This window comes from Bradyrhizobium sp. Pha-3 (assembly GCF_042258615.1).
Classification (GTDB): domain Bacteria; phylum Pseudomonadota; class Alphaproteobacteria; order Rhizobiales; family Xanthobacteraceae; genus Bradyrhizobium.
Genome location: NZ_CP170152.1, coordinates 8,506,168 through 8,528,506, shown reverse-complemented (window position 1 = coordinate 8,528,506; position 22,339 = coordinate 8,506,168). Strand labels below are relative to the sequence as shown.

Annotated in this window: 17 protein-coding genes; 6 read left to right on the top strand and 11 right to left on the bottom strand. The window is 64.8% G+C overall.

What is annotated here, in order from left to right; genetic code table 11:
• Nucleotides 1-44: 44 nt before the first annotated feature.
• A complete protein-coding gene (locus tag ACE10Z_RS39865) occupies nucleotides 45-2,555 on the bottom strand; it encodes a glycogen/starch/alpha-glucan phosphorylase (RefSeq protein ID WP_375785564.1) in 2,511 nt (836 codons plus the stop codon).
• A gap of 245 nt (nucleotides 2,556-2,800) precedes the next feature.
• Between ACE10Z_RS39865 and ACE10Z_RS39860 the strand changes: the two genes are divergently transcribed.
• On the top strand, nucleotides 2,801-3,034 hold the full coding sequence (locus ACE10Z_RS39860; RefSeq protein ID WP_173640662.1) for a hypothetical protein: 234 nt from the start codon (nucleotides 2,801-2,803) through the stop codon (nucleotides 3,032-3,034).
• Nucleotides 3,035-3,302: 268 nt separating this feature from the next.
• On the opposite strand, the gene ACE10Z_RS39855 is transcribed toward ACE10Z_RS39860, so the two are convergent.
• The gene (locus tag ACE10Z_RS39855) at nucleotides 3,303-3,596 is read right to left on the bottom strand and encodes a GIY-YIG nuclease family protein (protein WP_375785563.1); all 294 of its coding nucleotides are present in this window, start codon (nucleotides 3,594-3,596) and stop codon (nucleotides 3,303-3,305) included.
• A 195-nt stretch (nucleotides 3,597-3,791) separates the two neighbouring features.
• On the opposite strand from ACE10Z_RS39855, the gene ACE10Z_RS39850 reads away from it, so the two are divergent.
• Entirely contained in the window at nucleotides 3,792-4,223 is a 432-nt protein-coding gene (locus ACE10Z_RS39850) for a hypothetical protein (RefSeq protein WP_375785562.1), read from the top strand.
• 21 nt (nucleotides 4,224-4,244) lie between these two features.
• On the opposite strand, the gene ACE10Z_RS39845 is transcribed toward ACE10Z_RS39850, so the two are convergent.
• Together ACE10Z_RS39845 and pyrE are read right to left on the bottom strand one after the other, a co-directional pair.
• Entirely contained in the window at nucleotides 4,245-5,039 is a 795-nt protein-coding gene (locus tag ACE10Z_RS39845; RefSeq protein WP_375785561.1) for a DUF2865 domain-containing protein, read from the bottom strand.
• Between the two features lie 337 nt (nucleotides 5,040-5,376).
• Complete coding sequence (gene pyrE / locus ACE10Z_RS39840; RefSeq protein WP_173639249.1) at nucleotides 5,377-5,940, bottom strand: orotate phosphoribosyltransferase; 564 nt, start codon at nucleotides 5,938-5,940, stop codon at nucleotides 5,377-5,379.
• A 211-nt stretch (nucleotides 5,941-6,151) separates the two neighbouring features.
• Here pyrE and ACE10Z_RS39835 point away from each other — a divergent pair, with 211 nt between their 5' ends.
• A complete protein-coding gene (locus ACE10Z_RS39835; protein WP_092122897.1) occupies nucleotides 6,152-6,778 on the top strand; it encodes a glutathione S-transferase family protein in 627 nt (208 codons plus the stop codon).
• 188 nt (nucleotides 6,779-6,966) lie between these two features.
• Here ACE10Z_RS39835 and ACE10Z_RS39830 read toward each other — a convergent pair whose 3' ends face one another.
• The 7 genes from ACE10Z_RS39830 to ACE10Z_RS39800 form a co-directional block, all read right to left on the bottom strand.
• Entirely contained in the window at nucleotides 6,967-7,602 is a 636-nt protein-coding gene (locus ACE10Z_RS39830) for a LysE family translocator (protein WP_375785560.1), read from the bottom strand.
• A gap of 158 nt (nucleotides 7,603-7,760) precedes the next feature.
• A complete protein-coding gene (locus ACE10Z_RS39825; RefSeq protein ID WP_375785559.1) occupies nucleotides 7,761-8,378 on the bottom strand; it encodes a LysE family translocator in 618 nt (205 codons plus the stop codon).
• A gap of 45 nt (nucleotides 8,379-8,423) precedes the next feature.
• A complete protein-coding gene (gene polA / locus ACE10Z_RS39820) occupies nucleotides 8,424-11,462 on the bottom strand; it encodes a DNA polymerase I (protein ID WP_375785558.1) in 3,039 nt (1,012 codons plus the stop codon).
• A 237-nt stretch (nucleotides 11,463-11,699) separates the two neighbouring features.
• Nucleotides 11,700-12,437: a response regulator gene (locus ACE10Z_RS39815; protein ID WP_375785557.1), complete on the bottom strand. Its 738-nt coding sequence runs from the start codon at nucleotides 12,435-12,437 to the stop codon at nucleotides 11,700-11,702.
• Nucleotides 12,434-14,182 (bottom strand): DUF3369 domain-containing protein, encoded by a 1,749-nt coding sequence (locus ACE10Z_RS39810; protein ID WP_375785556.1) that lies wholly within the window; start codon nucleotides 14,180-14,182, stop codon nucleotides 12,434-12,436. Before ACE10Z_RS39810 ends, ACE10Z_RS39815 begins: the two co-directional genes overlap by 4 nt.
• Complete coding sequence (locus ACE10Z_RS39805) at nucleotides 14,152-16,218, bottom strand: ATP-binding protein (RefSeq protein ID WP_375785555.1); 2,067 nt, start codon at nucleotides 16,216-16,218, stop codon at nucleotides 14,152-14,154. Before ACE10Z_RS39805 ends, ACE10Z_RS39810 begins: the two co-directional genes overlap by 31 nt.
• A gap of 34 nt (nucleotides 16,219-16,252) precedes the next feature.
• Complete coding sequence (locus tag ACE10Z_RS39800; protein WP_375785554.1) at nucleotides 16,253-17,248, bottom strand: TRAP transporter substrate-binding protein; 996 nt, start codon at nucleotides 17,246-17,248, stop codon at nucleotides 16,253-16,255.
• A gap of 258 nt (nucleotides 17,249-17,506) precedes the next feature.
• On the opposite strand from ACE10Z_RS39800, the gene ugpB reads away from it, so the two are divergent.
• The 3 genes from ugpB (at nucleotide 17,507) to ACE10Z_RS39785 (ending at nucleotide 22,035) form a co-directional block, all read left to right on the top strand.
• Nucleotides 17,507-18,745 carry a sn-glycerol-3-phosphate ABC transporter substrate-binding protein UgpB gene (gene ugpB, locus ACE10Z_RS39795; RefSeq protein ID WP_375790038.1) on the top strand — a complete coding sequence of 413 codons (1,239 nt, stop codon included), beginning with the start codon at nucleotides 17,507-17,509 and terminating at the stop codon, nucleotides 18,743-18,745.
• Nucleotides 18,746-19,014: 269 nt separating this feature from the next.
• Nucleotides 19,015-19,968: an aminoglycoside phosphotransferase family protein gene (locus ACE10Z_RS39790; RefSeq protein ID WP_375785553.1), complete on the top strand. Its 954-nt coding sequence runs from the start codon at nucleotides 19,015-19,017 to the stop codon at nucleotides 19,966-19,968.
• A gap of 444 nt (nucleotides 19,969-20,412) precedes the next feature.
• Nucleotides 20,413-22,035, top strand: a complete 1,623-nt coding sequence (locus ACE10Z_RS39785) for an ABC transporter substrate-binding protein (protein ID WP_375785552.1) — start codon at nucleotides 20,413-20,415, stop codon at nucleotides 22,033-22,035.
• The last annotated feature ends 304 nt before the right edge of the window (nucleotides 22,036-22,339 follow it).

Sequence of the window (22,339 nt, the reverse complement as noted above, 5' to 3'; positions counted from 1 at the left end):
GGAATTCAATGATGTCGGACGTAATCGATTTCCGCGTCCCGGGATTACCCCTTCGCCTCGCGCTGGTTGCCGAGCTGCGGCGAGGCGCTCGGATGCACCGGCACGTGCCAGATGTCCTCGGCATATTCGCGGATGGTGCGGTCGGAGGAGAACCACGCCATGCGCGCCACGTTGAGGATCGAGGCGCGGGTCCAGGCCGGAGGCACCCGCCAGCGCGCGTCGATGCCGCGCTGCGCGTCGTAGTAGGAATCGAAATCGGCCGAGACCATGTAGTGATCGAGGTAGCGCAGCGCGTGCCCGATCGAGGCGAAGCGTGCGGCATCGCCCGGCGAGAACTCGCCACTCTCGATGGCGCGGATCGCGCGCTCGAGCCGCGGCGATTTGCGGATGATGTCGCTGGCATCGAGTCCCTGCTTGCGGCGGACCATGACGTCGCCGGCCTCGAGGCCGAAGATCGCGATGTTCTCCTCGCCGACATTGTCGCGGATTTCGATATTGGCGCCGTCGAGCGTGCCGATCGTCAGCGCGCCGTTCAGCGCGAGCTTCATGTTGCCGGTGCCCGAGGCCTCCATGCCGGCGGTGGATATCTGCTCGGAGAGATCGGCGGCGGGGATGATCACCTCGGCGAGGCTGACATTGTAGTCGGCGAGGAAGGCGACCTTCAGTCTGCCGCCGAGCGAAGCGTCGTTGTTGACGACCTCGGCGACGTCGCTGATCAGCTTGATGATCAGCTTGGCGTAGCGGTAGCTCGCCGCCGCCTTGCCCGCGAAGATCTTTACCCGCGGCACCCAGTTCGCGGCCGGATCGTCCTTCATCGCGTGGTAGAGCGCGATCGTCTCCAGGATGTTGAGCAACTGCCGCTTGTATTCGTGGATGCGCTTGATCTGCACGTCGAACAGCGCCGACGGGTCGACCTTGATGTGGTTGCGCTCGCCGATCAGCCGCGCCAGCGCCAGCTTGTTGTGATGCTTGACGTCGCGGAAGCGCTTCTGGAATTCCAGATCGCTGGAGTGGGTCTCGAGCCGCTCGAGCAGCGAGAAGTCGTCGAGCACGGCCTCGCCGCAGGTCTCGCGCAGCAGCGCGGTCAGCCGCGGATTGGCCAGCATCAGCCAGCGGCGGAAGGTGATGCCGTTGGTCTTGTTGGTGATGCGCGATGGATACAGATGATGAAGGTCGTGGAACACGGTCTCCTTCATCAGGTCGGAATGCATCGCGGAGACGCCGTTGATGCGATGCGAGCCGACGAAGGCGAGCTGGCCCATCCGCACGCGGCGGCCGCTGCGCTCGTCGATCAGCGAGACCGAGGCGCGGTATTCGATGTCGCCGGGGAAGCGCTCCTCGGCGAGCGCGAGATGGGCCACATTGATGCGGTAGATGATCTCGAGATGCCGCGGCAGCAGCCGCTCGAACAATTCGACCGGCCAGGTCTCGAGCGCTTCCGGCAGCAGCGTGTGATTGGTGTAGGACAGCGTCGCGACGGTGATCTTCCAGGCCTCGTCCCAGCGGAAACTGTGCAGGTCGACCAGGATGCGCATCAGCTCGGTGACCGCAAGGCTCGGATGGGTGTCGTTGAGCTGCACGGCCGCCTTGTGCGCGAGGTTGCGCAGGCCGCCATCGGAAGCGAGATGCCGGTTCACGAGATCCTGCAGCGAGGCCGAGACGAAGAAATATTCCTGGCGCAGCCGGAGCTCGCGGCCCGCCGCGCTCTCGTCGTTCGGATAGAGGAATTTGCAGATCGCTTCCGCGCGCGCCTGCTCGGCGCTGGCCGAGACGTAGTCGCCGGTGTTGAAGACGTCGAGCTTGAGCGGATCGGGCGCGTGCGCCGACCACAGGCGAAGCGCGTTGACGTGCTGGCCGCGCCAGCCGACGATCGGCGTGTCGTAGGCCATCGCCTCGACGGTTTCCGCCGGATGCCAGGTGGCGCGGTCGCGGCCGCGCTCGTCGACATGCTCGACATGGCCGCCGAAGTGGACGTTGTAGACCACCTCCGGGCGCTGGAATTCCCAGGGGTTGCCGAAGGCGAGCCACTCGTCGGGGTATTCCTGCTGCCAGCCCTGGTTCATGATCTGGCGGAACAGGCCGAAATCGTAGCGGATGCCGTAGCCGGTGGCGGGGATCGCCAGCGTCGCCATGCTCTCCATGAAGCAGGCCGCGAGCCGTCCGAGACCGCCATTGCCGAGCGCCGCGTCCGGCTCGCATTTGCGCAGGTCCGAGAGATCGACGCCGAGGTCGCCGAGCGCGGCCTCGAACAGCGGCAACAGTCCCATATTGTTCAGCGCGTCGGTGAACAGGCGGCCGATCAGGAATTCGAGCGAGAGATAATAGACGCGCTTGGCGCCGGCGTCGTAGGTCTGCTTCTCGGCCGTCAGCCAGTGGTGCACGATGCGGTCGCGCAGCGCCAGCGCCGCCGCCTTGTACCAGTCGCGCCTGGTCGCCATGCCGGCGTCCTTGCCGATCGCAAGCCGCAGCTTGGCGAGGATCGCGCCCTTGATCTCGGTCAGCGCCAGCTCGTCGATCGGCTGGTTCAATGCCGGGTAGTTTGTTTGTTCGTGCAAAGCGCTCAATCCCTGCCGTTCAGACTTCCGGATCATGATGCGATCATATTGTCCGGATCATGCCCCAAGTCGATGATACGCGCGTTGCATGGCAACCGAAACCGCCCGGAACGTTGCCGTGCATGGCGCTGCCGATATTTTATGCAAGGACCGGGCCGATTCGGGGGCCTTCGGAACCGTCATTGCCGGTGCTACGATCGGCCGTGAAAGCCGGGATCTTGCGGCAATCTGGCGGAGGATGCGTGATGAGACTCTTGATCGAGATCGCGGCCGCGGCGTTGCTCATGGTGTGCATCACGGCGACCAGCGCAGCCTATGCGGCAGGCAAACCGGGCCGCAGCGCCGATGGCCTGAGCTGCAGCTTCAGCGTGACGCAGAACGCATCGCCGGCCGCGCGCTGCGCCGCTATCAAGCGGCAATGCGGCGGCAAGTTCTACGCGAATGCCTGCGGCGACAAGCTGCTGTCCGCCGCGAATTAGGCGGCCGCGCGGCGGGCCTGCGCGCGCGATCGCGAACACCGGAGTGATACGGATTTCCAAGGCTTAACGAGTTCTTTACAAACACACCTGTCGCTCGTGGGGCGGGCACATTTTCCAGCTCCGACGCATTTCATTCCGAAGCAATTTTCAACGGGCCGCTGACTTAGTCAGCGGCCCGAATTGCTTTGCGGGCAGGCATAGGCGCGTGACGGGGCGACGATGCCTCCTTCGTCGTCCTGGCGAAAGCCAGGACCCATTACCCCAATCGTCAGATGAGGCCCGACAGGTCGTTCCAATCCGGGTTTTCCGCTTCAATCAGCTTGATCTTCCAATCGCGCTTCCAGAACTTCAGCTGCTTCTCGCGGGCGATGGCTTCCTGCGGTGTGGCGAATTCCTCGAGATGAACGAGACGGAAGACCTGATATTTGTAGACGAACTTGGAGCCTCGGCCCGAACGATGCAGTTCGAGCCGGCTGCGAATGTCGTTTGTGACGCCGATGTAAAGCGTTCCGTGATGGCGGCTCGCGAGGACGTAGACGTAGTAGCTGCTTGCAGCGCTCATGGTTTGGCCCAAGCTCGCAATGTGTCGACCAGCCGGGGTAATGGGTCCTGGCTTTCGCCAGGACGACGTCTGTGGGCGATCTATAAACCAATCAGAACGAATTAAGAACACTTTAGCAAGTCTTTGATATATCATTGTGATTCGACGCCTGCGCCGACACAATATCTATGGTCTCTCAGTCTCCGCGAGGACTACATGTCCACCATCGCCTTTGATCAATTCGCCCTGACCCGGATTGCCGATTTCGCGCGGTCGCTGTCGCGGCTGCATCAGGCCTCGCGGCGCCAGCCGATCGACGACGACCAGCTCGATCGCGAGTTCAATGCGGTCTGCATGTCGATCTGGGGCTACACCACGGATGATTTCAGCGACGAGCTGTTCTCGAACGAGGATCACGCCTGGCTCGATTCGCTCGATGAGGCGCATGCGCGGATCTTCGCCGGTGAGCAGGGTTACGACCTCGTCGACGATCACGGCATGCTGACCGACTGGTGGGGCTATTGCTGGATGATCCTCGCCGAGAAGCGCGGCCTCCTCAACCCGGAGAACCGCGCCGCCGCGCGGGCCGCGATCGAGGAGAAATACCTGGCCGCGCCGAACGTGATCGGCGTGATCGTGGCGCGCTGACGGCGCGCCAGCTCAAAGCCGTCAGTTCGCCTCGGCCCGCTTGGCGGGCTTTGCGGCATGGCCCTTCGGGACCACGGAAGATGGTGTCGCCGGCGCGACATCGCGGCTGGTTTCCGGCAGCGGTGCGTCGCTGGCGATCTCGGCGCTGACAGGCGCAACCTTCATCTCGCCAAGCCGGGCGCGGACCGCCGCGGTCAATCCGGGATACGAGGCGATCGGCGTGAAGTCGAAGGACTGCTCGTTGCCGACGCGGACGCCGGTATAGGCGACGAGGCCGTCGGTGGTCGCGATCACGTCGCCGGCACGCAGCGAGGCGTCGAGCGCGAGGTCGACCGGCGCGAGCCCGGCCGGGTCGCGGCCGTTGCAGGTGCAGTCGGCACGCAGCGCCTTGCGATAGGCGAAGGCGTTCTCGCTGTCGGCGTAGCGCTCACCCGTGGTCGATGCGGAACTGTCGATATGGCTGCCGTAATAGACCTTGGTCGCGCTCGCCGGGCAGAACGCCTGGCAGAGCTGCGCCGGCGTCGCGTTGCCGCGCATCGTCAGCGGGAAATACTTGCCGTCGCAGCTGCGCACGCAATACGCGGGCCCGGAACCAGCCACGCGCGGCGCCGAGACCGGCGCGGACTGCTGCCGTTCCGGCTGGTTGAGGCCGAACGGATCGGCGAAGAAATTGGCTTGCGGCGGGGCCTGCCGGCCCTGCTGCTTCTGGGAACCGCCGAAGAAGAAGTCGAACAGCCCTTCGGCCAAGACGGGAGCGGGCACGACGAAGACGGAACCCGCAAACGCAGCGGCGGCAAGCATCACGCGGCGCCGCATGCGCCGATCACTCAACTCTGTACGCAACGCCAACTCCACCCGACGCGCCTCGCCGCGGCGACAAGGTGCCCCGGCGGATTGACCTTAAGACGGGATGGTAAACGAGCGATTGATCAGGGGTGACGGCGTCACAGGAAGGCGAGGTTGCGCGAACCCTTCTTCACCTCGCCCCGCTTGCGGGGAGAGGTCGGATCGCATCGCGAGATGCGATCCGGGTGAGGGGGTACAGGTCTCACCGCGTTCACAGCTCGTGGAAGCAGCCCCTCACCCCAGCCCTCTAAGAGCGAGCTTCGCTCGTCTCGACCCCGTAAAGAACGGGGGAGGGAGGGAAAGACCCTCAATCCTTCAAAAACTCGCCGGCCTTGTACAGCGCGCGGAACGGCAAGCCGGCTTCGGCAAACGTCTCGGTCGCGCCTTCCTCGCGGTCGACCATGGTGAAGACCAGCGCGATCTCGCCGCCGGCTTCACGCACGGCTTCCACAGCCTTCAGCGCCGAGCCGCCTGTCGTGGTGACGTCCTCGACGATCACGATGCGCTTGCCCGCCAGTGTCTCGCCCTTGGCGAGCCCTTCGACGGCGAGCCGCGCGCCATGCTCCTTCGGCTTTTTGCGCACGAAGAAGGCGGCGATCGGATGACCCTTCAGCCAAGACAGCTGCGCGATGGCGCCGGCGAGCGGCACCGCGCCCATCTCGAGCCCACCGACGAAATCGAGCCTGTCGTCCTTCAACGCCTCATAGGTGAGTTCGGCGAGCAGCGCTGCGCCCTCGGGGTCGAGCATCGTCGGCTTCAGGTTGAAATAGAAATCGCTCTTGCGGCCCGACGCCAACGTGATCTCGCCGCGGCCGAACGAGCGCTTGCGGATGATCTCGGCGAGGCGGGCGCGGGAGGCTGATTTGGACAAGGCTTTTTCCCTTGAGGGGTTCTTGTGGGTTTGAGGCGGCCGGCAATCTATCGGCGGTCTCGGGCACATTCCAGCGTGGATATGCGGCCGTCAACAGTGCCCACGCCGCGATTTCGGCGGGCGAGCTTGCGGAAAGCGCGGTTGTGCGGCCGTTCCATTCCCCGTAAGCAGGCGCAAAACACTCGGCCAAACACTTGCACAGGAAGCGGAAATGACCATCGAGCTGCACACCTGGAACACGCCCAACGGCCGCAAGATCTCCGTCGCGCTGGAGGAGATGGGGCTGCCCTACAAGGTGATCCCGGTGAATATCGGCAAGGGCGAGCAGATGGCGCCCGCGTTCCTCGCGATCAGCCCGAACAACAAGATCCCGGCGATCGTCGATCCGGATGGTCCCGGCGGCAAGCCGGTCAGCATCTTCGAGTCCGGCGCGATCCTGCTCTATCTCGGCGAGAAGACCGGCAAGTTCCTGCCGAAGCCGCTGGCCGAGCGGATCCCGGTCTATGAGTGGCTGATGTGGCAGATGGGCGGTTTCGGCCCGATGCCGGGCCAGGTGCACCATTTCATCGCGCTGGAGAACGAGCAGGATCGCGCCTACGGCCTGAAGCGCTACATGGCCGAGACGCGGCGGCTCTACGGCGTGCTGGACCGCCGGCTGGATGGCCGCGAATTCGTCGCCGGCGATCTGTCGGTCGCCGATTTCGCCATCCTCGGCTGGGCCTGGCGCCATCCGCGCCACAAGGTCGACCTGGCCGACTTCCCCAACGTCAAGCGCTGGTACGAGACACTGATGGCCCGTCCGGCGACGAAGCGGGGGATGGAGGCGAAGCTGGATTGATCGGGTGTGTCATTGCCGGGCTTGACCCGGCAATCCATCCTCTTCGCAAAAACGCTTTAGTTGCCGCCCGCTTGGGCGGGCGATGGATGCGCGGGTCCCGTCTACGCCAAGGCTTCGACGAGGCTAATGGTCTGAGGCGCGCCGAAGCTTTAGCGAAGGGCGGCAAGCCCGCGCATGACGAGTGGAGCTCACGTCCGCCGCGCCTCGAGCGCCATCTTCATCGCGAGCCCTGTGAGCACCGTGCCCATCAGCCAGCGTTGCACCAAGAGCCAGGTCGGGCGGGTGCCGAGGAACACTGCGATCGAGCCGGCCGCGAGCGCGATCATCGCATTGACGCTGACGCTGATCACGATCTGGATCGAGCCGAGCGCGAGCGACTGCGTCAGCACGCTGCCGCCGGCGGGATCGATGAACTGCGGCAGCAGCGCGAGATAAAGCATCGCGATCTTCGGGTTGAGCAGGTTGGTAACGAAGCCCATCGCGAACAGTTTGCGCGGGCCGTCGACCTTCAGCGCCTTGACCTGGAACGGCGAGCGGCCGCCGGGCCTCACGGCCTGCCACGCCAGCCAGAGCAGATAGGCCGCACCGGCGAAACGCAGCGCGTCGTAAGCATAGGGAATTGCAAACAGCAGCGCGGTGATGCCGAACGCCGCGCACAGCATGTAGAACACGAAGCCGAGCGCCACGCCGCCGAGCGAGACGATGCCGGCCGCCGGACCCTGCGTGATCGAGCGCGAGATCAGATACATCATGTTCGGCCCGGGTGTCAGCACCATGCCGAGGCAGACGAGCGCAAAGCCGAGCAGAGCGGATGTGTGGGGCATGACGGGTCTCGCAAGGGGATACACGCACTTCTAGCGTGTCATCCGCCGCGCGGCCATGTTGGAATTGCTCTCGGAGCAATCCAGCGGCTAGTGTCCCGAATCCGAAGTTCGTATCATTCGCCGCACCTTCGGAGCGAACTTCGGATTCGATAAGGACACTAGCCGGTCGCAACCGCGAACCAGATCGCGATGCCGACAAGCGCGAGCGCGAATCCGCCGCGGATGATCCGGCGGTTGCTGGCGACGTCGATCATCGACTGCATCGAACCGGCCAGGGTGACGATCACGGTATGGATCAGCGTTGCGATCGCGACATAGATGAGGCTCAGCAAAAGCGTTTGCGATGTGACGGATCCGGCCGCCGGACGAACGAACTCGGGCAATATGGCAACATAGAAAACTGCGGCCTTGGGATTGAGCAGATTGGTGATCAGGCCGCGCCGGAAGGCCGGCCACGGCCGCTCGTTGAGGTCGGCCGCTTCAGAGCCGCCTTGGCCCGACCAGGCCTCCCACGCCAACCACAGCAGATAGAGCACACCGCCCCAACGCAAGACGCCATAGAGCAGCGGCGAATTGTCTATCACGGCAGCGAGGCCGAAGGACGCGATCACGCCGTAAGTCATCAGGCCAAGTGCGATGCCGGCGACTGCGGCGAACCCGGTCCGCATGCCGTTCGAGAGCGACAGTGCGGCGAGGTAGGTCATGTTGGGGCCGGGCGTGATCTCGATGACGAGAGCGGTCAGCGCGAAGGCAAGCAAGGGATGGAGGTCAGCCAACGCCCTCCCTCCGACCCCGCGAGCAGCTGAAGCTTTCGACTTGGCTCAATGCGCCTCGTCCCAGTTGTTCGCGGCGCGGGCGTCGACCTGCAGCGGCAGCGACAGGATCACCGCGGGGAACGGCGCGTCCTGCATCACCTTCTGCACCACCGGCAGCGTCGCCGCGACCTCGTTGTCGGGCACCTCGAAGATCAGTTCGTCATGCACCTGCAGCAGCATCTGCGCCGAGAGCTTCTTCTCGGCGAGTGCGTCCTCGACCCGGATCATGGCGCGGCGGATGATGTCGGCCGCGGTGCCCTGCAGGCGTGCGTTGATCGAGGCGCGTTCGTTGAAGGCGCGCACCGAGGCGTTGGACGCCTTGATGTCGGGGTAGTAGCACTTGCGGCCGAACAGCGTCGTCACATAGCCGTTGCGGCGGCAGAAGTCCTTGGTCTCGTCCATATAGGCGCGGATGCCCGGGAAGCGCTCAAAGTACTTCTTGATGTAGGCGGAAGCTTCCTCGCGGGCGATGCCGAGCTGGTTGGCGAGGCCGAACGCCGAGATGCCGTAGATGATGCCGAAGTTGATCGCCTTGGCGCGGCGCCGCACCTCGCTCGGCATGTCCTTGATCGGCACGCCGAACATTTCGGAGGCGGTCATGGCGTGAATGTCGAGCCCGTCGCGGAACGCCTGGCGCAGCACCGGCACGTCGGCGATCTCGGCGAGCAGCCGCAATTCGATCTGGGAGTAGTCGGCCGACACCAGCTTGTGGCCGGGTGTCGCGATGAAGGCGCGGCGAATCTTGCGGCCGTCCTCGGTACGAACGGGGATGTTCTGCAGGTTCGGCTCGTTCGACGACAGCCGGCCCGTCGTGGTCGCGGCCAGCGCGTAGGTGGTGTGCACGCGATGGGTCTGCGGATTGACATAGGTCGGCAGCGCGTCGGTGTAGGTCGATTTCAGCTTCGAGACCTGGCGCCACTCCAGAATCTTCTTCGGGAATTCGTGGCCCTGCTCGGCGAGCTCGTCGAGCACCTGCGCGGTGGTCGACCACGCGCCGGTCTTGGTCTTGGCGCCGCCGGGCAATCCCATCTTGCCGAAGATGATGTCGCCGATCTGCTTCGGGCTGCCGACATTGACCGGCTCGCCGGCGATCTCCTGGATCTCGGCCTCGACCCGCGCCGCGGTCTGGGCGAAATCACCCGACAGCCGCGACAGCACCTGGCGGTCGATCGAGATGCCGCGACGCTCCATCCGCGCCAGCACCGAGACCAGCGGTCGCTCCAGCGTCTCGTAGACCGTCGTCATCCGCTCGGCGACGAGGCGCGGCTTCAGCACCCGCCACAGCCGCAGGATCAGGTCGGCGCTTTCCGCCGCATATTCGGTGGCCTTGTCGATCGTGACCTGATCGAAGGTCAACTTGCCCTTACCGCTGCCGACGAGGCCGCCATAGCTGACGACGGCATGGCCGAACCAGCGCTCGGCGAGCGCCTCCAGCGCGTGCGAGCCGCGGCCGGCATCGAGCGCGTAGGACATCAGCTGGGCGTCATCGATGTTGCGCAGTGTGACGCCGTGCTGCGCCAAGGTCACCGAGGTGAACTTGACGTTGAAGCCGACCTTCTGGATTCCGGCGGACTCCAGCAGCGGCTTCAAGGCCTTCAGTGCATCGGCGGTCTTGATCTGGCCGGGCGCGAGGCCGGCATCGAACAGCCCGGCGCCGCCACCGGCCTGCCGGTGGCTGAGCGGCATGTAGCAGGCATCGTTCGGCGCAACGGCGAGTGCCAGTCCCGACAACTCGGCCTGCATCGGGTCGATCGATTCCGACATCGCCTCGATCGCGATGTAGCCGGTGTCGTGCGCACGCGCGACAAAGGCGTTGAGCTGATCGAGACTGCCGATCGCCTGGTAGGCCTTGCGATCGAAGCCGGTCTTGCGGATCGCTTCGCCGCGAGCCTCGGCCAAGATTGCCGGCGTGCCCTTCAGGCTGGAATTCTTGTCGTCGCGTGCGCCGGTCGGCTTGGCCTTCGCAGGTGGTGCCGCGGCCGATGTTGGAGCGTCTCCCGGCGCGGGCGTCACGTCCGACGGCGGCAACGGCGAGAACACGCTGGCGCCGCTCTTGTTGCCGGGATCGGCATCGACATTGGCGGGGTCGATCTGCGCATAGTCGGCGACGCGGCGGGTGAGGGTGGAAAACTCCATCGCCTTGAGGAAGGCGACCAGCCGGCGCGAGTCGGGCTCGTGCACGGCGAGGTCGTCGAGCGGCACCTCGAGATCGACCTTGTCGTCGAGCAGCACGAGCTGGCGCGAGATGCGCGCCTTCTCGGCGTTGTCGAGCAGCGCCTCGCGCCGCTTCGGCTGCTTGATCTCGCTGGCGCGAAACAGCAGCTGATCGAGATCGCCATACTCGATGATCAGCTGGGCGGCGGTCTTGATGCCGATGCCGGGTACGCCCGGCACGTTGTCGGTGGAATCGCCGGCCAGCGCCTGCACCTCGACCACCTTCTCCGGCGGGACGCCGAATTTCTCGATCACCTCGTCGCGGCCGATGCGGCGATCCTTCATCGTGTCGTACATCACGACCTTGTCGTTGACGAGCTGCATCAGATCCTTGTCCGACGACACGATCGTCGTGGTCGCGCCGCGCTCGGTGGCGAGCCGCGCATAGGTCGCGATCAGATCGTCGGCCTCGAAGCCGGCTTGCTCGAGGCAGGGCAGCTCGAAGGCGCGCACCGCCTCGCGGATCAGGGCGAATTGCGGGATCAGATCGTCGGGCGCCGGCGGCCGGTGTGCCTTGTAGTCGGGATAGAGCTTGTTGCGGAACGTGATCTCGGACTTGTCGAAGATGATCGCCAGATGGGTCGGCCGGTGATCGTCCGGCATGTCGCGCAGCAGCTTCCACAGCATGTTGCAGAAGCCGAGCACGGCGTTGACCTGCAGCCCGTCGGACTTGCGGTTCAGCGGCGGCAGCGCGTGATAGGCGCGGAAGATGTAGGACGAACCATCGACCAGGAAGACGTGGTCGCCCTTCGCCGCGGCTTTGGCGGCGACGGGCTTGGCTGCGGTCTTCGGGGCGGGCTTGGCGGGGTCTTGGGAGGCTGTTTTCGGCATGGCCGAAACTTAGGGATTTTTGCGCGGATTGACAGCCTTACATGTGTGGATTCCGGGTGTGCCGCACAGCGAATTCGATCAATTCGAGGGCGATGTGCAGGTGTAGTCCCGTCACCCTGAGGAGCGCGTAGCGCGTCTCGAAGGGTCGACGGCCATCAGCCGGGCCGTGCATCCTTCGAGACGCCGCTGCGCGGCTCCTCAGGATGACGGGAACAGCGCCAGGACGACGCCGAGAAGCTACGCCTTGTCGCCGGTCGGCGAGAACAGATAGCCGCCGCCGCGGATGGTCCGGATCACCGACGGCTTGGTCGGGTCGAATTCGATCTTGCGGCGGATGCGCATGATGCGCAGGTCGACGGCGCGGTCGAAGGCTTCCGCGTCGCGTGCATTGGCCAGTTCCAGCAGCCGCTCGCGCGACAGCACGCGCTTCGGATTGGCCGCGAACACCTTGAGCAGGCCGAATTCGGAAGCCGTCAGCGGATGCTCATTGCCCTCGTCGTCGCGCAGCGCCTGGGCCTCGAGATCGAGCCATTTGGTGCCGAACCGCACCAGCTGCTCCTTTTCGGCCTTGGCGTTCGCCGGTTCCGGCGCGGCCGCCTTCGCAGGCCCGCTCCGCCGCAGCACCGAGCGGATGCGCGCCATCAGCTCGCGCAGTTCGCAGGGCTTAGCCACGTAATCGTCGGCGCCGAGCTCGAGCCCGACCACGCGGTCGATCGGGCTGGCAGTAGCTGTCAGCATGATGACGGGGACGTTGATCTTGCTCTTGAGGTCGCGAATGATCGACAGACCATCCTCCTCGGGCATGTTGAGGTCCAGCACCACGAGATCGGGCGTGCTGCTCTCGATCTCCTTGCGCAGGCTCTTGCCGCCATCGCACAGCGTCACGCCGAAGCCGTGCATCTTGAGGTAATCGCCGACCATCTCGCGGGCCGGCGCCTCATCGTCGACGATGAAGATATGCGGGTTCTGGTTCATGATGTCTCTGTCGCCGGCAGTTTAACCGTAAAGGTCGACCCCTGTCCGGGGCCCGGGCTCTGCGCGGTCACATGGCCGCCATGCATGTCGATGATGCGCTTGACGATGGAAAGGCCGAGGCCGGTCGAGCTTTCGCCCGCGGTCGGCTTGGCCGACAGCCGCTGGAACCGGCCGAACAGCCGGCCGAGATCCTCGGGGCTGAGGCCGGGGCCCTGGTCGGCGATCCGGATCACCGTGTCGTCACCCTCGTGGCTGACCGCGACCGTGATCTTGCCGCCGATCGGCGAGTACTTGATGGCGTTGCTGACGAGGTTGTCGATCGCCTCGCGGATCCGGTCCGAGTCGCACATCGTGACGAAGTGCTGCGGCCCCGAGACCGCGATGCTCTGCTGCTTGTTGACGGCCGAGGGCAGATTGGCCTCGGTGACCTCGTTGACAAGGGCCGCGACGTCGACCGGCTCGCGGCGGATGGTGATGTCGAAGGCGTCGGCCATCGCGTCCGAAATCAAATGGTCGACCATCGAGGTCAGCCGCTTGGTGGCGTCCCTGATGTGCTCGACCTGGGCGGTGACGCTTTCCTTCGGCGAGCCGGCGCCGATCAATTCGGTCAGCATCTCGGTGCGGCCGAGGATCACGCCGAGCGGATTCTTCAGGTCGTGCGCGACGGTGCCGAGGATCTCGTTCTTGAAGCCGTTGGCGCGCTGCAGCCGCAGCCATTGCGCCGACAGCCGCCGGTTGGCCTGCATCAGCGCGCGGGTGCGCTGCGTGACGCGGTCCTCGAGCTGGGCGTTGGCCTCTTGAAGCTGCTGGTAGAGGATCACGTTGTCGAACGCGATCGACAGCCGGCTGGAGAATATCTCGACCAGCGCACGGTCGGTGTCGGAGAGCTGGCGCTCGGCCTGCAGCAGCACCACGACCTCGCGGCCGCTGCCGGTGCGCGAATAGAGCACGCTGCGGTGGTCGGCGAACTCGTTCTTGCGGCGCTGGAAGGCTTCCTCCACCATGTGCCGCAGGTCCGCATCGAGCGCCTTCGACGACGTCGTGCCGATGAAGCGGCTGTAGCAGCCCGAGCAGGCCAGCACCGAGAAATCGGCGGCGGCCGAATTGCCGTCGTCGCGCAGCACCAGGATGCCCGCGCAATCGACGTTGAGCAGCGAGGCGAGCTGCGTCAGCACGCCCTCGGCCAGCCGCTGCATCGACTTGAAGTCGTACAGCGTCGAGGCCGCGTCGATGATGATCTCGAGGCCGCGCCTGGTCTGCACCATGCGCTCGAGCTGCTGGTAGCTGCGCAGCGCGGCGGTCAGCGAGGTGAACAGCTTGTCGGCGGTGAGCTCGGTCTTCGCCTTGTAGTCGTTGATGTCGTACTGCACGATGACGCGCCGCTCCGGCGCCTGGCCGGGCTGGCCGGTGCGCAGGATGATGCGGACGGTCTCGTTCCTGATCTCGTTGCGGATGTATTCGACGAGCTCGAGGCCGGCGACGTCGGTCTCCATGATGACGTCGAGCAGCACGGCTGCGATATCGGGGTTGTCCCGCATCAGCGTGCGGCCTTCGGCCGCAGAGTAGGCCGACAGGATCTCCAGCGTCGCGCCGTTCAGGTTGTAGTCGCTGAGCGCAAAACGGGTGCCTTCGTGGACGGCGTGATCGTCGTCGATCACGGCGATCTTCCATTTCCGTACCGGCGAGTCCTCCGGGGGGCTCTCGGTGTCGTCGATCAGTTGGAGGACATCGTCCTGTTCGGCCATTGACTGGTTCCGTCGGCTGCTGCGTCAGTGATCGTGGGCTGGCCCGTGACGGCCCCCTTGGCGATCCTGGGCATGATAATGCGAAAAGTGGTGCCTTGTCCTACCCTTGACTCCAGCATCATGCGTCCGCCGAGCTGCTGGGTGACGAGGTTATAGACGATATGGAGGCCGAGGCCCGTACCACCTTCGTTGCGGCGCGTCGTAAAGAACGGGTCGAACGCCTGTCGCTGCACGTCCGGCGTCATGCCGGCCCCGTCGTCGGCGAAGATGATCTCGACATCATCAGCGCCACGGCCGCGCGCCGAGATCGTGATGCTGCCGGAGCGGCCGCCGGCGAAGGCATGATTGACGGCGTTGAGGAAAAGATTGGTTAAGATCTGCCCATAGGCGCCGGGATAGCCGTCAATCAGGAGCCCGTCGGGCACATCGACGGACAGCGCGATCGCGGCCTTCTTCAGCACCGGCCGCAGGCTCGCGACGATCTGGTCGGTCGCTTCGCTCAAGGCAAACTGGCGGCGTTCGGCATGCGAGCGATCGACGGCGACCTGCTTGAACGACTGGATCAGCTCGCCCGCGCGCTGCAGGTTCGAGACCAGTTGCTGCGATGCGTCACGCGAGGCGCGCACGAATTCGTCGAGCTTGGAGCGGCGCAGCGGCTCGGTCTTCAGGTCGTTCTCGAACATCTCGCTGCGGCGGGCAAAGCTCGAGGCGACCGTCAGGCTGATGCCGATCGGATTGTTGACCTCGTGGGCGACGCCCGCAACGAGGCCGCCGAGCGCGGCGAGGCGCTCGGCATCGATCAGGTTCTGCTGGGCGGCGTTGAGCTCGAGCAGTGCGCTCTCGGCCTTCTCCTTGGCGCTGCGCAGCTCGTCCTCAGTCTTGCGCTTGGCGATCGCGTTTTCGCGGAACACCTCGACCGCACGCGCCATGGCGCCGACCTCGTCCTTGGCCGAGGTGCCCTGCACCGGCCGGTCGAGGTCGCCCGAGGTGATGTTGCGCATCGCGGCCATGATCTGCGCCAGCGGCAGCCGGATCGACAATGCGATCATGACGCCGGCCGACATGATGACACCGAGGAAGATCACGGCGATCGACAGCACCCGGCGCGAGATCGACGCCAGCGTCTTGTCGAACGTCTCCTGCGCCTTCTGCTCGCGCTGGCGCATCTTCACCGAGAGATCGTCGATCGCACCGATCGCGTCGGCCTGGCTGGCGTCGATCGAGTTGCGCAACAGATCGGTGCGGTTGGTGAGCTGTTCGCTGAGCTTGGCGAGCCCGTCGCGCAGCTCGGCGGTCTTGACCTTGAGCCGTGCCAGCGCCATGCGCTGCAGATCGTTCTCGGCCAGATCGGTCATGACGGGAATCGTCTTCTCGATCGTATCGATGTTGCGGCCGGCTTCCTCGGCCGACGAGGAAGCAAGCGAGAGATAGTAGGCGTTGGCGGCGACCAAGAGCGAGGTGAAGGCTTCGCGCGACTTGCCGAGCGCGGGCCAGATCAGCGCGTCGCGATGCCCGGTGGCGCCCTCGATGATCGAATAGAGCCCGGCCATGTCCTTGGTCGGCGTCAGCACCTCTTCGTCATAGGTCTTGGCGATCGTGGTCTGCACGGTGCGCAATTCACCGAAGCCGTCGAGGAAACGACTGGTGACGCGCTCCAGCTGCTCGACCGAGCCCGACAGCATCGGGTCGGTCGAGGCCCGGTTGGTCAGCGTGCCGAGCACGGCTTCGCGCAGCAGCAGGATTTCCGCGAACAGGTCCGGGCTCGGCTGGTTGATGTAGCGGTGGATCAGGTTCTGCAGGCGGCTGGTCTCGCTTTCGAGCTTGGCCAGGATCTTGTCGGATTCCCGGACCTGGCGGACATCGTCCCAGGCCGAGCCGAGCACCTTCGAGCCGTTCCAGATCAGCACCGCGAGCACGATCACGACGGCGGAGTTGAGCAGAGCGATCGAGAGGATGCGCCAGCGGATCGGCACCGCGCGCAGCAACTGGACGATGCGGAAGCGGCCCTGCGGCCCAAAGGCCGCCCGCCGTCGCATCTTCCCGTCCTGTTTGGGCGCGTCCAAGATCCGGTCACTCCACGTTGCGGATGCGTTCGATCAGCGCTGCTATCGCCGGATCGCGCTCCGCCTTGGCATAGATGCCGGCCATTGCCGCCTCGAACGGCTTGCGGTCGAAGTCGGTCACGACCTTGACGCCGGCCAGCTCCGCCTGCTTGCGCGAGTGCTCCTCGAGCTCCCGCCACTTCTCGCGCATGTAGAGGCTGGAGCGCTGCGCGGCTTCGCGGAAGATGGTCTGCTCATCCGGCGTAAGGCTGGCCCAGGCCTTGCGCGACATCACCAGCACTTCGGGGCTCACGGTGTGTCGGGTCAAGGTGTAGTAGCCGGCGTATTTGTAGTGGCCGGTGGTGACGAAGGACGGCCAGTTGTTCTCCGCGCCGTCGACCAGCCGGTTGGCGAGCCCGGTCAGCACCTGGCCGTAGGCCATCTCGACCGGTTGGGCACCGAGCGCGCGGATCATGTCCGACATCTGTGCGGATTGCTGCACCCGCAGCCGCAGCCCGTTCAGATCGTCGAGCGAACGCACCGGGCGGACGCTGTTATAGATCGAGCGGGCGCCGGAATCGTAGAAGGTCAGCCCGACGAAGCCGTGGGCCTCGAGGCTGTTCAGGATCTCGTTGCCGATCGGTCCATCCAGCACATGTTGCAGGTGCTCAAGGGATCGAAACAGGAACGGCATCGCCAGCACATTCACCGAAGGCACCATGGTTCCGATCAGCGCCACATTGGTCCGGTTCAGATCGATGGCGCCGGCCCGGGTCTGCTCCAGCGTCTCCTTCTCCTCGCCGAGCTGGCGGGAATGGAAGACCACGATGCGGTGCCGGCCGCCGGTGCGCTCGGCGATCAGGCGGTCCATGTAATTCAGCGCCTGGACCGTCGGATAGTCTTCATTCTGGGTATCGGCGGTGCGGAATTCGCGCGCGAAAGCACTCGCCGAGACCGCTGTCCATAGCAGCGCGACGGCAAGCGTTATTGTCCGCGAAAGGCCGGCGCGGCGGTACACAGGCAACAATTCCCCTTGTGATTTGTGTCTGGGGCGGGAGCAAAAGGTTCAACGCTTTTAGCAGAAGGGCGGTGGTTCGCCCATCGGCCAAAACGTTAAAACCGCGCTGCAACCAGCGGTGTCGATTGAATTTGCGGTTGTAGCGCCGTATGACCGCGTGTTGGCATCCGGGAACGGCTCGTCGTGAAGTTCGCCTTGAAGCTTCTCCATTTCGTCGTCGCGGTCCTTCTGCTTGTTGCACCAGCGCAAGCGGAGACCGAGATCATGTGGTGGCACGCGATGTCGGGCGAGCTCGGCAAGCAGCTCGAGAAGCTCGCCGCCGACTTCAACGCCTCGCAATCCGACTACCGGATCGTGCCCGCCTACAAGGGCAACTACACCGAGACCGTCACCGCGGCGATCTTCGCGTTCCGCTCGCGCAGCCAGCCGGCGATCGTTCAGGTCAACGAAATTGCCACCGCAACCATGATGGCGGCGCGCGGTGCGATCTATCCGGTGTTCGAGCTGATGCGCGATCAGTCGGAGGCGTTCGCGCCGTCGGCCTATCTGCCCGCGGTGGCCGGCTACTATGCCGATGTCGACGGCAACATGCTGTCGTTCCCGTTCAACGCCTCGACGCCGATCCTGTACTACAACAAGGACATGTTCCGTTCGGCCGGGCTCGATCCGAGCGTGCCTCCGAAGACCTGGCCGGAGCTCGGCGTCGTGGCCAAGCGGCTGCGTGCGGCCGGTGCGATGTGCGGCGTGACCACGTCATGGCCGTCCTGGATCAACGTCGAGAACTTCTCCGCGTTTCACAATCTGCCTATCGCGACCAAGGCCAACGGCTTCTCCGGGCTCGACGCGCAGCTGATCTTCAACAACCCGCTGGTGGTGCGCCACATCGCGCAGCTCGCGAAGTGGCAGGTCGACAAGACCTTCGACTATAGCGGCCGCGGCCAGACCGCCGAGCCGCGCTTTCAGAAGGGTGAGTGCGGCATCTTCATCGGCTCGTCGGGCACGCGCGCCGACATCAAGGCCAATTCGAAATTCGAGGTCGGCTACGGCATGATGCCGTATGATTCCGACGTGCAGGGCGCGCCGCAGAATTCGATCATCGGCGGTGCGACGCTGTGGGTGCTGCGCGACCGGCCGCGCGCCGAATATGCCGGGGTGGCAAAGTTCTTCGCCTACCTGTCGCGACCCGAGGTGCAGGCCGCCTGGCACCAGAACACGGGCTACCTGCCGATCACCCGCGCCGCGTTCGATCTCAGTCGCACGCAGGGGTTCTACGAGCGCAATCCCGGCGCCTCGATCTCGATCGAGGAGGTCACGTTGAAGCCGCCGACCGATAATTCCAAGGGCATCCGGCTCGGCTCGTTCGTCCTGATCCGCGACGTGATCGAGGAGGAACTCGAGCAGGTGTTCGCCGGCAAGCGTTCGGCGCAGGCCGCGATGGACAACGCCGTCGAGCGCGGCAACCGCCTGCTGCGCCAGTTCGAGCGCGCCAATCCGGACCGGTGAGGGACGTCCAGGCTGCTCGACTGTTTCTCCGTCATCCTGAGGAGCCGCGAAGCGGCGTCTCGAAGGATCGACGGCCACCAGCTGGGCCGATTCATCCTTCGAGACGCGCTACGCGCTCCTCAGGATGACGGGGATAAATGGTCGAACAACAATCGTAGCGCGGATGCAGCGAAGCGAAATCTGGGGCCGGCCTTTACGCGGGGACACAATCCCGGATTACGCTGCGCTCCATCCGGGCTACAAAGCTTGCTCGCAATGACGATTGAAATATGACCGCGCTCTTGCCGCCCCTCAATACCTACGACACCTACCGCGCCTGGCGCAGCGACACGTCGCGCTGGCTGCCGGTCGCGCGCGATATTGCCGATCGCCACGGGCTGTCCTGCGGCACGCCGCATGTGTTCTCGACCGGCACCAACCTCGTCGTCGGGCTCGATGGTGAGCTGATCCTGAAGTTGTTCCCGCCGTTTCTGCGCCCGCAATTCGTGTCCGAACGCGGCGCGCTCGCACAGCTGCGCGGACGGCTCGGCATTCCGATTCCCGATCTCATCGCCGATGGCGAGTGCGACGGCTGGCCCTATCTCGTCATCACGCACCTCGCGGGCACCGTCGGCTCGGAGGTGTGGCCGTTGCTGTCGGAAGCCGAACGGGAGCGCGTGCTCGCCGAGATCGGCGCCGTGATTGCCGAGGTGCAGCGCGTGCCGCCCGGCGGCCTGCTTGCGATCGAGCCGCGCTGGGAGGCCTTCATGCACGGGCAGATCGCGCAGTGCCGGGCGCGGCACGAGCGGCTCGGCCTGCCGGCGAAATTGCTTGCCGGGCTCGATGATCTCCTGCGTGACGCCACTGAGCTGATCCCGATGCACGCGCCGCCGGTGATCCTGACCGGCGAGTACATCCCGGAGAATTTCCTGCTGGGCCGCCGTGCCGACGGCTGGCACGTCGCCGGCCTGTTCGACTTCGGCGACGTCCGGACCGGATGGGGCGAGTACGACCTGCTCGGTCCCAGCGCCTTCATGGCCGCCGGGCATCCCCGCCGGGTGCGCAGCCTATTCGACGGTTTTGGCATCCCGCGCAGCGAGGTGACGTTCGCACTGAAGCGGCGCTTGATGGCGCTGATGATGCTGCACTCGGCCAGCGATCCGCTGCGGCACATCTGCATCGCGGGCTGGCCGGATCGGGTCGATGATCTCGTGCAGTTGCAGGAGTTGGTCTGGCCAGACTAACGCGCGTTGGACGAGGTCGGTCTGGCGCCGCGGCGGACGTTCACCTCTCCCTTGGGAGAGGTCGGCGCGCAGCGCCGGGTGAGGGATTACGGTCTCTCGTTGGAGCCGCGGCCCCTCACCCGATTTGCTGCGCAAATCGACCTCTCCCCAATGGGGAGAGGTGAACCCAGTCTACGGACCCGATTGAATCCAAACTCCTCCCTGCTTTGGCTGTTCCGAGCGTCGGCCAGAAAGCGAGCAGAGCCCATAGTGTGATCATTTCTTGAGCAAGAAGCCGCGCTTTGTATGCAATGATGAGCGCGTGGCCTTGTGCCAGATCAAAATAACTGTGCCTATTTTATGTTACATTACAAAGCATTAGCGCCTCATAAGGTTTCGTTAAGGGTTGGCACAATCCTTGCGATCTGAGTTCCAAGGCCGTTCTCAAGGGCGTTGGAGCATCACATGAAGCGTCGCGATTTTCTCAAATCGGTGTCGGGGCTGGCAGCTGGGGCGCTTGCGCCAACCGCGCCTGCGATCTGGTCGCCGGCCAAGGCCGACGCGCGCTCCGAGACGCTGCTGATCGTCTCCGAGGGCGGTCCCAACAATCTCGATATCCACGGCGTCGGCACCAACGTGCCCGGCTATGAGGTGTCGTGGAATTGCTACGACCGGCTCATCAGCCACGAGATGAAGAGCGGTCCGGGCGGCGTGCCCTATTACGACCGCGACAAGTTCAAGCCCGAGCTCGCCGAGGACTTCAACGTCGGCGACATGTCGGTCACCTTCAAGCTGCGCAAGAACGCCAAATTCCACGACGGCACGCCGGTGACGGCGAAGGACGTCAAATGGTCGCTCGACCGTGCCGTCAGCGTCGGCGGCTTCCCGACCTTCCAGATGAGCGCGGGTTCGCTGACGAAGCCCGAGCAGTTCGTCGTCGTCGACGACAACACCGTGCGCGTCGACTTCCTCAAGAAAGACAAGCTCACGATCCCCGACCTCGCTGTCATCGTGCCCTGCGTCGTCAACTCCGAGCTGGTGAAGAAGAACGCCAGCGAGAAGGATCCGTGGGGTCTCGAATTCACCAAGCAGCAGACCGCGGGCTCCGGCGCCTACAAGGTGACCAAATGGACCGCGGGCACCGAAGTGATCATGGAGCGCAACGACGACTGGGTCTGCGGCCCGATGCCGAAGATCAAGCGCGTGATCTGGCGCATGGTGCCGCAGGCCGGCAACCGCCGTGCGCTGCTCGAGCGCGGCGATGCCGATATCTCCTATGAGCTGCCGTTCAAGGATTTCCAGGAGATGAAGGCGAACGGCAAGCTCAACGTGGTCTCGCTCCCGTTCTCCAACGGCATCCAGTACATCGGCATGAACGTGACCAAGCCGCCGTTCGACAATCCGAAGGTGCGGCAGGCGATGGCCTACGCGATGCCGTATCAGAAGATCATGGATGCGGTGCTGTTCGGCCTCGCCAACCCGATGTTCGGCGCGGCAAAGGACAAGCCGACCGAGGTCGCCTGGCCGCAGCCGACCAAGTATTACACCGACATGGAGAAGGCCAAGGCGCTGCTCACCGAAGCCGGTTACGCCAACGGCTTCGAGACGACGATCTCGTTCGACCTGAATTTCGCCGGCGTCAACGAGCCGCTCTGCGTGCTGGTGCAGGAGAGCCTCGCGCAGCTCGGCATCAAGACCACCATCAACAAGGTGCCCGGCGCCAACTGGCGCACCGAGCTCACCAAGAAGGAAATGCCGCTGTTCACCAACGTGTTCTCGGGCTGGCTCGATTACCCCGAGTACTTCTTCTATTGGTGCTATCACGGCAACAATTCGATCTTCAACACGATGAGCTACAAGTCGCCGGAGATGGACAAGCTCATCGACGGCGCGCGCATCGCTGCCGCCAACGGCGACACCGCGGCCTACGACTCCGACGTCAAGGGCTTCGTCGATCTCGCCTTCGCCGACATTCCGCGCATCCCGCTGTATCAGCCGTTCGTCAACGTCGCGATGCAGAAGAACATCTCGGGCTACCAATACTGGTTCCACCGCCGCCTCGACTATCGCGCGATGGCCAAGGGGTGAGGGCGCATGGCGAGCGCGCGCAACGGGTTCGTGTGTGTCGATCTGGTGAGTGAGGTGAGCACGCCTCTCAGGCTCCCTCCCCCCTTGCGGGGGAGGGTGGGGAGAGGGGTAAGCCGCATACGCGTAAGCACGACGTTTCGCGGGAAAGCGCCAAACCTTCTCGCATCATCACAAACAACTTCGCGAAGAGTCCAATCCCGTTTGGCATCGGAGCAAGCGGCACCCCTCTCCCCAACCCTCCCCCGCAAGGGGGGAGGGAGCCCTACCAGTCTCGCTGTGGCTTTGGATACCGCCGGGAGCACGC